The following is a 12,581-nucleotide window of genomic DNA, read 5'->3' on the forward strand; positions in this document are numbered from 1 at the left end:
AAACCTGCGCGTCGTCCCAGCAGCGCGGTGCGCAGCTCGTCGGCGTCGGCGCGCACCTGGGCGAGCACCGGGGTGATGTCGGCGTCCCGCAGCTGCCCGCAGCTGACCGCCTCCATCGGCATCTCCGCGTGGACGGGGTCGACGATCCGGCCGGCGACCTCGAACGCCGTGCGCAGCAGCGCACCGGGGAACGAGGACTGGACCTCGACCTGCTTCAGCGGCGTGATCATCCCCGGCGGGAAGCCCCACTGCTCCAGCGCGACCGCCGTCAGCCGCAGCGCCGAGATGCCGTAGTGCCGCACCCCGGCGTGGCGACCAGCCGGAGGGTCCAGCGCCGGTCCGACGGCGCGGGGACGGCGGTGATCGCGCACTCGAGCAGCTCCCCGCTGGCGCACCGCACCGGCAGCGTCATGCGCGCCACGCGCTCACGGCGCAGCAGGAGCCGCAGCTCGCTGGCGGGCAACGAGATCAGCAGCTGGGTGAGCGGCAGTGCGCGCAGGTCCTCGATCGCGTGGCCGAGCAGCTGCACCGCCACGTGGTTGGTCCAGCTGATGTGCGGGGCGCCGGCCAGCGACTCGACGACCATGACCGCCAGGGAGTCGCTGACCGTGACGCCGTGGAGGACCGTGGCCACCAGCTCGGGCGGCACCTGTTCACCGCTGGTCGCAGTGGACCTCGTGGGCACGCCCTTCCTCCTGGTCGACTCGGGGCGCCGAGAGCGCGCCCCGGGGGGAGACGTCGACCGGGGGCCGGGGTCGCTGGAGCCGGACGGGCCCGGCGTCCCCCGTTCGAGGCGGGTGACGCGCCCGCCCGACACGCTGCGCGACGATGCGGCCCCTGGAGTTACCCGGCAGTAGCTCGTGTGGGATGTTCGACACCACCACGTCGGAGACGGCGGAGCTGCCGCCGGGAATGAGGTCCCATGCGCTTGCACCTGTCGCCGGAGGACCACGCCTTCCGGGACGAGATGCGCACCTTCTTCACCACCGCGGTGCCGCAGTCGATCCGGGACGCGGTGGCCGCGCGCCGCGAGCTGACCAGGGAGCAGTTCGTCGAGACCCAGCAGGTCCTCAACGCCGCGGGGCTGGCCGTGCCGCACTGGCCGGTCGAGTGGGGTGGCCGGGCCTGGACGCCGCTGCAGCGCCACATCTGGCACGAGGAGATGATGGCCGCCTGCGTGCCACCGCCGCTGGCGTTCAACACCACCATGGTGGGCCCGGTGATCGCCACCTTCGGGTCGCAGGAGCAGAAGGAGCGCTTCCTCCCGCCCACGGCGAACCTCGACATCTGGTGGTGCCAGGGCTTCTCCGAGCCCGACGCCGGCTCGGACCTGGCGTCGCTGCGCACCACCGCCGTCCGGGACGGCGACGACTGGGTGGTCAACGGCCAGAAGACCTGGACGACGCTCGGCCAGCACGCCGACTGGATCTTCTGCCTGGTGCGCACCGACCCCGCCGCGCCCAAACGGCAGCGCGGCATCTCCTTCCTGCTCTTCCCGATGGACTCCCCCGGCGTCACCCTGCGCCCGATCGAGCTGATCGACGGCGGGCACGAGGTCAACGAGGTCTTCTTCGAGGACGTCCGGGTCCCGGCCGGGAACCTGGTCGGCGAGGAGAACCGCGGCTGGGACTACGCGAAGTTCCTGCTCGGCAACGAGCGGGTCGGCGTCGCGCCGGTCGCCTCGACCAAGCGGCTGCTCGCCCAGGCCAAGGAGCACGCCCGTGGGCTGGAGGTCGGCGGCCGGCCGCTGGCCGAGGACCCGCTGATGGCCGCGCGGATCGCGGAGCTGGAGAACGAGCTGCTGGCGCTGGAGCTGACCGCGATCCGGGTGGTCGCCAACTCCGCCGACGGCCGGCCGCACCCGGCCTCGTCGGTGCTCAAGCTGCGCGGCACCGAGCTGCAGCAGGCGGTCACCGAGCTGGTCGTGGACATCGCCGGGCCGGCCGCGGTCGCCTCCTCCGCCGAGGGCGACTCGACCGTCCCCGAGTGGGCGCGGCTCGCCACACCGGCCTACCTGAACTTCCGCAAGGCCTCCATCTACGGCGGCTCGAACGAAGTGCAGCGGCAGATCATCGCCGGCTCGATCCTGGGGTTGTGAGGTAACCGTGGAGTTCAGCTACGACAACGAGCAGGTCGCCCTCCGGGAGGCCGTGCACGGTCTCCTCACCCGGGCCTACGGCGGCGACCAGCGTCGCGCGGTCACCGCCAAGGACCCCGGCTTCGACGAGGACACCTGGGGCCGGCTGGCCGAGATGGGCGTCCTCGGGCTGCCCTTCGCCGAGGCCGACGGGGGCATGGGCGCGGGACCGGTCGAGGTGTCGATCGTCGCCGAGGAGGTCGGTCGGGTGCTGGCGCCCGAGCCGTTCGTGGCGGCCGTCGTCCTGGCCGGCGGGCTGGTGTCCGACGTCGGCACCGCCGCCCAGCGCAGCGAGGTGCTCGGCGCCCTCGCCGAGGGCACGCTCGTCCCGGCGTTCGCGCACCAGGAGCCGGGGTCGCGCTGGGAGCCGACGGCCCGGTCGGTCACCGCGACGGCGGACGGCGACGGGTGGCGGCTGACCGGGGTCAAGGAGCCCGTGCCGCACGGTGCGCGCGCCGACCTGCTGGTGGTCAGCGCCGCCGTCGAGGGCGCCACCCGGCTCTTCCTGGTCCGGGCCGACTCCGCGGGGCTGACCCGCACCGGCTACCGCACGCACGACGGCACCCGCGCGGCGAAGGTGGAGTTCGACGGCACCCCGGCCGAGCTCCTCGGCGCGGGGGACGCGGACCGCGCCGCGGCGGTCGAGAAGGCGCAGGCCCGCGCCCGGGTCGCCTACGCCCACGAGGCGCTGGGCGCGATGGAGACGGCGCTGACCACGACGGCGGAGTACCTCAGGACCCGCAAGCAGTTCGGGGTGACGCTGAACAAGTTCCAGGCCCTGACCTTCCGGGCCGCGGACATGTACGTGTCACTCGAGCTGGCGCGCAGCACGGTGCTGTGGGCGACGCTCGTGGTCGACGCCGACGGCGACGTGGTCGCCGCCGCCGACCGCGCCCGGCTGCAGGTCAGCCGCGCGAGCCGGCACCTGGGCAAGGAGGCGATCCAGCTGCACGGCGGGATCGGCATGACCGCCGAGTACAAGATCGGCCACTACACCAGCCGGCTCACCGCGATCGACCACCTGCTCGGTGACGGGGACTGGGCGCTGGCCCGGCTGGCCGCCACGGTCGGCGACCACGAGACGGTCGACCCGCTGAGCTAGCAACGGGTGGCCCCCCGCGAGGGGGGCCACCCGTTCCTCAGGCCTCGTGCCTGCCGCGCCGCTCGGCCGGCTCGTTCTGCCTCGTCGTCGACGGGGTGACGATCCAGGCCAGCAGGTCGGAGACGTGCGGGCGGGGGTCCGGCGGCGCGGGACGGCGCGGCTGCCGGTGTGGGACGTGCTCGACGGCCTTGTGCTTGCGGGCGTCCTCGCACCGGGTGTGCATGAGGTACTCCCCCACGGTGACCGAGCTGGGCCGGCGGCCACGGGCGGCGACGTCGTGCCGCGCCTCCCACTCGGCCATCAGCTTCTCTGCTTCGGAGAACGACACCGGCCCGGCGTTCCCCTCGGTCGTCGGACGGGCTGGTCCTCCAGGGCCAGGAGCGGTCATTGCTCCTCCTTTGAACGGGCGTGCCACCTCCCATGGTGATCCGACCCGGCCCGTGGGGGCAAGGCCGCTGGTCCGCGGAGCGGTACGTCCTCGGCCCCGCGGGGAATGCCCTGAGCCGGGCGGCGGTTCCATGAGACAGTAGTTGCACTCTCAACCACCTGGAGGACGAGATGCAGTTCGGGGTCTTCACGGTCAGTGACATCACGACCGACCCGACGACCGGCCGCACGCCCAGCGAGGGCGAGCGGATCAAGGCCGTCCTCACCATCGCGAAGAAGGCCGAGGAGGTCGGGCTGGACGTCTTCGCCCTCGGCGAGCACCACAACCCGCCCTTCTTCTCCTCCTCCCCCACCACCACGCTCGCCTACGTCGCGGCGCAGACCAGCACGCTGCAGCTGTCGACGGCCACGACGCTGATCACCACCAACGACCCGGTGAAGATCGCCGAGGACTACGCGATGCTGCAGCACCTGGCCGGCGGCCGGGTGGACCTGATGATGGGGCGGGGCAACACCGGCCCGGTCTACCCGTGGTTCGGCAAGGACATCCGCGACGGGATCCCGCTGGCGGTGGAGAACTACCAGCTGCTGCGCCGGCTGTGGCGCGAGGACGTCGTCAACTGGGAGGGGCAGTACCGCACGCCGCTGCAGGGCTTCACCTCCACGCCGCGGCCGCTGGACGGCGTCCCCCCGTTCGTCTGGCACGGCTCGATCCGCAGCCCGCAGATCGCCGAGCAGGCCGCCTACTACGGCGACGGCTTCTTCCACAACCACATCTTCTGGCCCAAGGAGCACACCCAGCGGATGGTCGAGTTCTACCGCCGCCGGTTCGAGCACTACGGCCACGGCGCCGCCGACCAGGCGATCGTCGGCCTGGGCGGGCAGGTGTTCATGCGGAAGAACTCGCAGGACGCGGTGCGGGAGTTCCGCCCCTACTTCGACAACGCCCCCGTCTACGGCCACGGCCCGTCGCTGGAGGACTTCAGCCGGGAGACCCCGCTGACCGTCGGCTCCCCGCAGCAGGTCATCGAGCGGACCCTCGGCTTCCGCGACTACGTCGGGGACTACCAGCGCCAGCTGTTCCTCATCGACCACGCCGGCCTGCCGCTGAAGACGGTGCTGGAGCAGCTGGACGTCCTGGGCGAGGAGGTCGTCCCGGTGCTGCGGCGGGAGTTCGCCGCGCTCAAGCCCGCGCACGTGCCCGACGCGCCCACCCACGCCTCGCTCGTCGCGGCGGCCGGCGGCACGAAGGACAGCACCGTCCACGCCGCGGCCGACTCTGTGACCGGGCAGGCCGGGCGCACCGTCGAGGAGGTCCAGGCATGACCACCCGCACCCTCGCCGTCGTCAGCGCCGGGCTGAGCACCCCCAGCTCCACCCGGCTGCTGGCCGACCGGCTCGCCGAGGCCACGGTCGCGGCGCTGCGCGCCCGCGGCGAGGACGCGACCGTGGAGGTCGTCGAGCTGCGCGGGCACGCCCGCGACCTGGCCGACCACCTGACCACCGGCTTCGCCAACGAGTCGCTGCGGGCCTCGATCGACACCGTGACCGGCGCGGACGCGGTGATCGCGGTGACCCCGGTGTTCTCGGCGTCCTACAGCGGGCTGTTCAAGACGTTCTTCGACGTCCTGGACAAGGACGCGCTGGTCGGCCGGCCGGTGCTGCTCGGCGCCACCGCCGGGACACCGCGGCACTCGCTGGCCGTGGAGTACGCGATGCGGCCGCTGTTCGCCTACCTGCGGGCCGTGCCGACGCCGACCGGCGTCTTCGCCGCCGGCGAGGACTGGGCCGGCGGCGGCACCGACGCGGCGCTGGCCGGCCGGATCGAGCGCGCCGCCGGCGAGCTCGCCGACCTCGTCACGGCCCGGCCGGTGGCCACCGGACCGGTCGACCCGTTCGCCGACCCGGTGACCTCCTTCGAGGACCTGCTCCGCGGCAGCTGAGCCGCCCCGCCGATGGCCCCCTCCCCCGCCCGGGAGGGGGCCATCGGCGTGTCCGGGGAGAAACTGCGGACGGGGTGAACCCGGCGGGCCCGCGTTCCGTACGTCCAGGTACGCACCCCGTCCCCTTGGAGGCACCGTGGTCGCGCCCCCGCGCCGATCTCGCTGGCTCGCCGCATCCGCCGCGCTGGCGATCGGCCTCGCCCTCGCCGGCTGCGGTGGCGAGGACGTCCCCGACGCCGCGGCCGACGCCGCCTCCTCCCTCGCCGACGTCGCGTCCTCGGCCGCCGAGCACGCGACCGGGTCGCACGCCGCACCGTCCAGCACCGCGGCGGACGCCGCCCCGGGACCGCTGCCCGGTGACACGGCCGGGACCCCGGTCACCGCGACGGAGTCCGACTTCGCGATCAGCCTGTCGATCAGCACGCTCCCGCCCGGCACGTACACCTTCACCGTGGAGAACACCGGCAAGGCCCCGCACTCGCTGGCCATCGCCGGACCCGGCCTCGCCATGACGGAGTCCGAGACCGTCCGGGGCGGCGGGACCACCACGATGACCGTGACCCTGCAGAGCGGTGAGTACGAGGTCTGGTGCCCGATCGGCGACCACCGGGCCATGGGGATGGAGACCACGATGACGGTGGGCTGACCGTGGCCGCGGCGCCCCGGCAGGCACCAGACTCCTCGTGCACGGGGGCGAGGAGGGGGCGTGACGAGCCGGGACGAGCACCTGGTGCGGGCGCTGTACGCCGAGCACGCGGCCGCGCTGTGGTCCTTCGTCGTCCCACTGGTGGACGGTGACCGGGCCCGGGCGCAGGACGTCGTGCAGGAGACGATGCTGCGCGCCTGGCGCCGGCCGGAGGTGCTCGGTCAGGCGCGCGGCTCGGTCCGGCCCTGGCTGTTCACCGTCGCCCGCCACCTGGTGATCGACGAGTGGCGGCGGCACCGCACCGACCGCGACGTCCCCCTGGACGCCGGTGCCGAGGTCGGTGCGGACGACGGCACCGACGCCGTGCTGGACAGCTGGATCGTCGGCGACGCGCTGGCCCGGCTCAGCCCGCAGCACCGGGCGGTGATCGAGCAGTGCTACTTCCAGGGCAGGACGACGGCCGACGCGGCGGCGGTGCTCGGGATCCCGGAGGGCACCGTGAAGTCCCGGGCCCACTACGCGCTGCGCGCGCTGCGCGTGGCCCTGCAGGAGATGGGGGTGACCGCGTGACCGGCGGACCGGACCCGTTCGAGCGCGAGGACGCCGCCTACGTGCTGGGCGCGCTGGGCGCCGAGGACCGGGCCGAGTTCGAGGACCACCTGCGGACCTGCACCCGCTGTGCCGCGTCGGTCGGCGAGCTCGCACCGCTCGCCGGGCTGCTGGCCCGGCTGCCCGGTCCGCCGCCGTCCGCCCTCGAACCCCCGCCGGACACCCTGCTCGCCGGGCTGCTCGCGGCGGTGCGCCGCGACCGTGCCCGCCGCCGCGCCGGGGTCGCGGCGGCCGGGGTGGCCGCCGCGGCAGCCCTCGTCGCGGGCACCGTGGTGGTGACCGGGCAGCTGCGGCCGCCGAGCGGGCCGGCACCGACCGCTCCCGCGCCGACCGCTCCCGCTCCGACCGCTCCCGCTCCGACCGCTCCCGCTCCGACCGCTTCCGCTCCGGCGACGGAGCCGGCCGGGGTGCCGGTCGCCCTCGTGGGCGCTCCCGACGTGCCGGTGGACGGCGACCTGCGGCTGGAGGACGTCGCCTGGGGCACCCGGATCACCATCGTCTGCCGGTACGACGGCCCGGCAGCGGCGCCGGAGGAGCCGGGCGGCGTCCTCCAGCTGGTCGTCTACCCGGCCGGGAACGGTGATCCGCAGAGCGTCGCGCGCTGGCTGACGCTGCCCGGCCGCGATGCCCGGGTCACCGGCGCGACAGACCTCGATCCGGACCAGATCGCCGAGGTGCGGCTGCTCGACGGCGCCGGCGCGGTGCTGCTGCAGGGCCAGCCGTGACCCGGGCGCGGATCGCGGGTAGGGGCCGCCGGTGACGACCTCCTCCGGTCCGCCCGCCCAGGGCATGGCCGACGCCGGGCGCGACGAGGTGGGCCGGCTGGTCCTCGGTGCCTGGGACGCCTTCCTCGAGCAGGCGGCCGCGGTCGACCTGGCCCGCGCCACCCGGCTGCGCGGATGGCGCGCGCACGAGGTGTGCGTCCACCTCGGCGTGTGGCCCGACCACGCGGCGCTGGCCGACCTGACCGCCGTCGCCCGGGCCGGCGGTCACGGCGTCCCGGCGGACCCCGACGCGGTGAACGCCCGGGTCACCGCGGCCCACCGGAACGCCTCGCGGGACGAGGTGCTCGCCGCGCTGCGCCGCGCCCGGGCAGCCACCGAGCGGTACCTGGCCGACGAGCCGGCCTGGGTCGACACCGCACCGACCGTCTCCACCGTCGGCCGGCTGCCGATGCTCAGCGTCGTGCTCGGCCAGGCCTACGAACTGGCCGTGCACGGCCTGGACCTGGTCTCCACCGGAGCCGCTCCGCCGCCGCCGGAGGTCCTCGGCGCGGGGCTGGCCGCCCTCGCCGACGTGACCGGTGCGCTCGCCGCGGCGAGCGGGATCGCGGGCGGGGCGACGCTGGCCACCCCGGCGGGCGGCTGGCGGTTCGCTGCGGCGGACGGCGGGTGGACCGTGGACGCCGTCGCGCCGGGTGCCGCGGCCGGTCCGGCGGTGGAGGCCCCGGCCGACCTGCTGCTCGATGCGGCGTCCGGCCGGGCCAACCCGGTGGTCGCGCTCGCCCGCCGCCAGTTGCAGGTGCAGGGCCTGCCCGGGCTGATGGCGCTGACGCCGATCGTGCAGGCCGCGCCGGGGATCCCGGGGGGACCGATCCTGCAGCTCGCGGCCCGCACCCTCAGCGGCGCCGGCGGCCTGCTCAGCACCGCCGGTGGCCTGCTGGGCCGGCGGCGCCGCGGCTGACCCCTGAGGCCTCGACGCTGGCCCGAGGCGCCGCCCTCCCCGGCCCTCCGCCGGTCACCCACCGGCGTAGGCGACCGCCTCGATCTCGATCTTGATCTCCGGGAACACCAACCGGTCGATGACGAGCAGCGTGTTCGGCGACAGCTCCCTGCCAACCAAACTCTCCAGTCATCCGAGCAATCCCGATACGAGCGGGTGCCGCGTGTTGATCGACGGGTCAGCGCTTGCTCGAGCGGGTGGGCAGATGAGCGTCACCGCGCGCTCGGCACCAGCCGTCGGGCAGCGCCCTCGATGTCGGCCTCAGAGACAAGGACGTGCAGTGCGGCATCCCCGAGTGGGATGAAGCTGTCGGCGCTGGTCACCCGGGCCATCCGGCCGGCGAACCCGGCGTCGACGAGGCCGGCGAGGACGCCCTCGGCGACCCCGCCGGACCGGCGGGTCTCGTCGACGACGAGCACCCGGCCGGTCGCCTCCGCCTCGCGCAGCAGGTCCTCCATCGGGAGGGGGGCGAGCCAACGCAGGTCCACCACGCGGCAACGGATGCCCTCCGCCTCGAGTCGCGCCGCGACACGCAGGCTCATGTAGAGGCCGTTGGCCCAGCTGACGAGCGTGAGGTCGCCGCCGTCGCCGTGGGTCCGCGCCCGGCCGATCGGCACGTGCAGGTCCGGCCAGCGCTCCGGTGCCGGGTAGGGCGCCGTCCAGCCCTGGTCGCCCTCCTCGTGCAGGTCACGCGTGTGGTAGAGCGCAATCGGTTCCAGGAAGGCGCAGACCGCGCCGTCCACCGCCGCGGCGGCCGCGCAGCTGCGGAGCATCGCGGCGGCGTCGTCCGGCCGCCCCGGGGAGGCGATCACCAGCCCCGGGACGTCGCGCAGCACGGCGACGGAGTCGTCGTTGTGGAAGTGCCCGCCGAAGCCCTTCTGGTACCCATATCCGGCGATGCGGACGACCATCGGGTTGCGGTACTGGCCGTTGGAGAAGAACTGCAGCGTCGCGGCCTCACCGCGCAGCTGGTCCTCGGCGTTGTGCAGGTACGCCAGGTACTGGATCTCCGGGATCGGCAGCAGCCCCGAGATCCCGGCGCCCAGACCGAGCCCCAGCACGGTTTGCTCGTCGAGGAGTGTGTCGAACACCCGGGCGGAGCCGGCCCTGCGCATCAGCCCGCGCGTCACCCCGTACACGCCGCCCTTTCCGGCGACGTCCTCGCCGAACACCATCGCTCCCCGGTGAAGCGCCAGGACGTCGAGCAGCGCACGGTTCAGCGACTGAGCCAGGGTGAGCGCAGGTTCGTGTTCGGGCAGGGTGGCCCCGAAGACCTGCGCCCGGCGTTCGGGCGGAGCGGCCGCGACGGCGATGCGGGCGACCTCGTCCGGCGTGGCCGGAGCCAGCGGCGCGATCACCTCCGCAGCCGACCTCAGCGGGCGGAGGTCGCAGACCTCCTCGGCGAGCGACAGCACCCGGGCGCGCACGGCCTCGTACCGGTCGAGCACCTCCCTCGCGCTCAGCACCCCGGAGTCGACGAGGAGCCGGGCCGTGCCCAGGAGCGGATCGCGCCGCAGGTCGGCGGCGATCTCCTCGGGAGGGCGGTAGGCGGTCTCGACGTCCGAGCCCGCGTGCCCCATCAGGCGCACGGTGCGCAGGTGGAGGAAGGCCGGGCGACGGTGCCGCCGGACCCAGTCCGCCGCCCGCCGGGAGGTCTCCACCGCGTCGGCGAGGTCGCTGCCGTCCGCGGCGAAGTACTCGAGGCCCGGCCGACCGCCGTAGGCGTGCGCCACCCAGCCGCTGGGGGTGGGGACGCTGATGCCGATGCCGTTGTCCTCGCACACCAGGAGGAGCGGCATCGGCAGGCCCCGGAACGCGACCTGGATGGCGGCGTTGATGGCTCCGGCAGCGGTCGAGTGGTTGGCGGAGGCGTCACCGAAGCTGCACACGGTGACGGCGTCGCGGGGCCATGCGCACTCGAGGCCGAGCTTGCGGGCACGGTCGATCGAGAAGGCGATCCCCAGCGCCCGCGGCAGGTGGGAGGCGATCGTGGAGGTCTGCGGGATCACGGCCAGGTCGCGCCGGCCGAACACCTTGTGGCGGCCTCCTGCGATGGGTTCGTCGACGGCGGCGACGATGCCGAGGAGCACGTCGCGCAGCGGGTCCGAGCCGGGCACCTGCCGGGCCCGCTCGACGAAGAACCCGCCGGAGCGGTAGTGCAGCAGCGCCGGGTCGGTGGGGCGCAGGGCCGCCGCCAGGGCCGCGTTCCCCTCGTGTCCGGACGAGCCGATCGTGTAGTAGCCCTGTCCGCGGGTTCGCAGCCAGCGCGCGGCCAGGTCCAGGTGTCGGCTGCCGGACTGCGACTCGAACAGACCGAGCGCCTGCTCGGCGCTCAGGCTGCCCGGCAGCTCCCGGCGCGGTTGGCGGCTGCCGAGACCGTCGAGCTCCTTGACCGCAGCGATGAAGTGCTCGTCGACCTGTTCCACCGCTTCACCATGGCCGCGCGGGGATCGATCGGTCCAGCTCATGACCAGGGAGCTCCTCAGACCGTGAACTCCACGCCCTGGGCCAGCGGCAGCTCACCGGAGTAGTTGATCGTGTTCGTGGCCCGGCGCATGTAGCTCCGCCACGCGTCCGAGCCCGACTCCCGGCCGCCTCCGGTCTGCTTCTCCCCGCCGAACGCGCCACCGATCTCCGCCCCCGACGTGCCGATGTTGACGTTGGCGATGCCGCAGTCCGACCCGTCCGCGGCGAGGAACCGCTCGGCCTCGGCCTGATCGGAGGTGAAGATGGACGACGAGAGGCCCTGCGGGACGTCGTTGTTCAGCGCGATGGCCTCGTCCAGCGTCCGGTAGGGCAGGACGTAGAGGATCGGCGCGAAGGTCTCCTGTCGGACGATGGCGGTCTGCTCGGGCATCCGCACGACCGCCGGCTCCACGTAGTACGCCTCCGGGGCCTCCTCCGCGAGGCGCCGGCCCCCGCCCACCACGACGTCGCCACCCTGCTGCCGCGCGGCGACCAGTGCGTCCTGCATCGCCTTGAACGCCGCGTCGTGGATGAGCGGACCGACCAGGGTGCCTTCGGCGATCGGCGAGCCGATGGGCAGTCGGCGGTAGGCGGCGGCGATCCGGTCGGTGAGCTCGTCGACGACGTCGACGTGGGCGATGACCCGGCGCAGCGTGGTGCACCGCTGGCCGGCCGTCCCGGCCGCCGAGAAGACGATGCCGCGGGTGGTGAGGTCCAGGTCGGCCGAGGGAGTGACGATGGCGGCGTTGTTGCCCCCGAGCTCGAGCAGTGAGCGGCCGAACCGGTCGGCGACCTGCGGCCCGACCGTCCGCCCCATCCGGGTCGAGCCGGTGGCGCTGAGCAGCGCGACGCCGGGGTGGGCGACGAGCGCGGCGCCGACGTCGGCGCCACCGACGACCACCTGGTTCAGCGCCGGCGGCGCTCCGGTCTCGGCGATGGCGCGGTCGAGCAGCGCGGCGGACGCGAGGGCGGACAGTGGCGCGAGCTCCGAGGGCTTCCAGACCACCGGGTCGCCGCAGACCAGGGCGATCGCGGTGTTCCACGACCACACCGCCACCGGGAAGTTGAACGCGCTGATCACCCCGACGACGCCGAGCGGGTGCCACGTCTCCATGAGCCGGTGACCGGGCCGCTCGGAGCTGATCGTCTTCCCGTACAGCTGGCGGGACAGACCGACGGCGAACTCGCAGATGTCGATCATCTCCTGCACCTCGCCGAGGGCCTCGGAGGTGATCTTGCCGACCTCGAGGCTGACCAGGGTGCCCAGGTCCTCCTTGTGCTCGCGGAGCAGCTCGCCGAGCCGGCGCACCAGCCCGCCGCGGACCGGCGCGGGCACCGTCCGCCACTGCCGGAACGCTTTTCCGGCGCGCGTCACGGCGGCGTCCACGGACGCCGCGTCCTGCCAGCGCACGGACGACAGGGACGCACCGTTGATCGGGGAGGTCACCGGGTTGTCCCCGGCGTAGGCGTCCAGGTCGGCGCCGCAGCGGCGAGCCGCGGCGAGCGCCTGGCTGCGCAGGTCTTCGGGGCTGGGGAGGGTGGTCACGAGCGGCTCCTCGTTGTGGTTCT

The 12,581-nt window shown here is 74.3% G+C and carries 13 protein-coding genes; 9 read left to right on the plus strand and 4 right to left on the minus strand.

Features of this window, described 5'->3' with window-relative positions; translation table 11 throughout:
• The first annotated feature begins 27 nt into the window (after positions 1 to 27).
• The gene (locus HL189_RS18825; protein WP_369135255.1) at positions 28 to 294 is read left to right on the plus strand and encodes a hypothetical protein; all 267 of its coding nucleotides are present in this window, start codon (positions 28 to 30) and stop codon (positions 292 to 294) included.
• Here HL189_RS18825 and HL189_RS18830 read toward each other — a convergent pair.
• Entirely contained in the window at positions 269 to 685 is a 417-nt protein-coding gene (locus HL189_RS18830) for a hypothetical protein (protein ID WP_369135256.1), read from the minus strand. The genes HL189_RS18825 and HL189_RS18830 overlap by 26 nt on opposite strands.
• A 237-nt stretch (positions 686 to 922) precedes the next feature.
• Here HL189_RS18830 and HL189_RS18835 point away from each other — a divergent pair, with 237 nt between their 5' ends.
• Entirely contained in the window at positions 923 to 2,098 is a 1,176-nt protein-coding gene (locus HL189_RS18835; RefSeq protein ID WP_369135257.1) for an acyl-CoA dehydrogenase family protein, read from the plus strand.
• Between the two features lie 7 nt (positions 2,099 to 2,105).
• Positions 2,106 to 3,239 carry an acyl-CoA dehydrogenase family protein gene (locus HL189_RS18840; protein WP_369135258.1) on the plus strand — a complete coding sequence of 378 codons (1,134 nt, stop codon included), beginning with the start codon at positions 2,106 to 2,108 and terminating at the stop codon, positions 3,237 to 3,239.
• A gap of 37 nt (positions 3,240 to 3,276) precedes the next feature.
• Here HL189_RS18840 and HL189_RS18845 read toward each other — a convergent pair whose 3' ends face one another.
• A complete protein-coding gene (locus tag HL189_RS18845) occupies positions 3,277 to 3,567 on the minus strand; it encodes a hypothetical protein (RefSeq protein WP_369135259.1) in 291 nt (96 codons plus the stop codon).
• Positions 3,568 to 3,797: 230 nt separating this feature from the next.
• On the opposite strand from HL189_RS18845, the gene HL189_RS18850 reads away from it, so the two are divergent.
• From HL189_RS18850 to HL189_RS18875, 6 genes are all read left to right on the plus strand, one after another.
• The gene (locus tag HL189_RS18850) at positions 3,798 to 4,952 is read left to right on the plus strand and encodes an LLM class flavin-dependent oxidoreductase (RefSeq protein WP_369135260.1); all 1,155 of its coding nucleotides are present in this window, start codon (positions 3,798 to 3,800) and stop codon (positions 4,950 to 4,952) included.
• On the plus strand, positions 4,949 to 5,569 hold the full coding sequence (locus HL189_RS18855) for an FMN reductase (RefSeq protein WP_369135261.1): 621 nt from the start codon (positions 4,949 to 4,951) through the stop codon (positions 5,567 to 5,569). The genes HL189_RS18850 and HL189_RS18855 overlap by 4 nt, the downstream gene beginning before the upstream one ends.
• Before the next feature lie 136 nt (positions 5,570 to 5,705).
• Entirely contained in the window at positions 5,706 to 6,215 is a 510-nt protein-coding gene (locus tag HL189_RS18860) for a hypothetical protein (protein ID WP_369135262.1), read from the plus strand.
• 60 nt (positions 6,216 to 6,275) lie between these two features.
• On the plus strand, positions 6,276 to 6,785 hold the full coding sequence (locus HL189_RS18865; protein WP_369135263.1) for a sigma-70 family RNA polymerase sigma factor: 510 nt from the start codon (positions 6,276 to 6,278) through the stop codon (positions 6,783 to 6,785).
• On the plus strand, positions 6,782 to 7,549 hold the full coding sequence (locus HL189_RS18870) for an anti-sigma factor (RefSeq protein ID WP_369135264.1): 768 nt from the start codon (positions 6,782 to 6,784) through the stop codon (positions 7,547 to 7,549). The genes HL189_RS18865 and HL189_RS18870 overlap by 4 nt, the downstream gene beginning before the upstream one ends.
• A 31-nt stretch (positions 7,550 to 7,580) precedes the next feature.
• Positions 7,581 to 8,507, plus strand: coding sequence for a maleylpyruvate isomerase N-terminal domain-containing protein (locus HL189_RS18875; protein ID WP_369135265.1), 927 nt, complete (start codon positions 7,581 to 7,583; stop codon positions 8,505 to 8,507).
• Positions 8,508 to 8,758: 251 nt separating this feature from the next.
• Here HL189_RS18875 and HL189_RS18880 read toward each other — a convergent pair whose 3' ends face one another.
• Entirely contained in the window at positions 8,759 to 10,972 is a 2,214-nt protein-coding gene (locus HL189_RS18880) for a thiamine pyrophosphate-dependent enzyme (RefSeq protein ID WP_369135266.1), read from the minus strand.
• 56 nt (positions 10,973 to 11,028) lie between these two features.
• Positions 11,029 to 12,558 (minus strand): aldehyde dehydrogenase family protein, encoded by a 1,530-nt coding sequence (locus HL189_RS18885; RefSeq protein ID WP_369135267.1) that lies wholly within the window; start codon positions 12,556 to 12,558, stop codon positions 11,029 to 11,031.
• Positions 12,559 to 12,581: the final 23 nt, after the last annotated feature.

The organism is Modestobacter sp. I12A-02662 (genome assembly GCF_041028325.1).
Lineage (GTDB): Bacteria > Actinomycetota > Actinomycetes > Mycobacteriales > Geodermatophilaceae > Modestobacter.

Bases quoted from the DNA above. Each gene is read 5' to 3' on its own strand.
- HL189_RS18850 (WP_369135260.1), top strand. From the start codon at position 3,798: ATGCAGTTCGGGGTCTTCACGGTCAGTGACATCACGACCGACCCGACG.
- HL189_RS18835 (WP_369135257.1), top strand. From the start codon at position 923: ATGCGCTTGCACCTGTCGCCGGAGGACCACGCCTTCCGGGACGAGATG.
- HL189_RS18855 (WP_369135261.1), top strand. From the start codon at position 4,949: ATGACCACCCGCACCCTCGCCGTCGTCAGCGCCGGGCTGAGCACCCCC.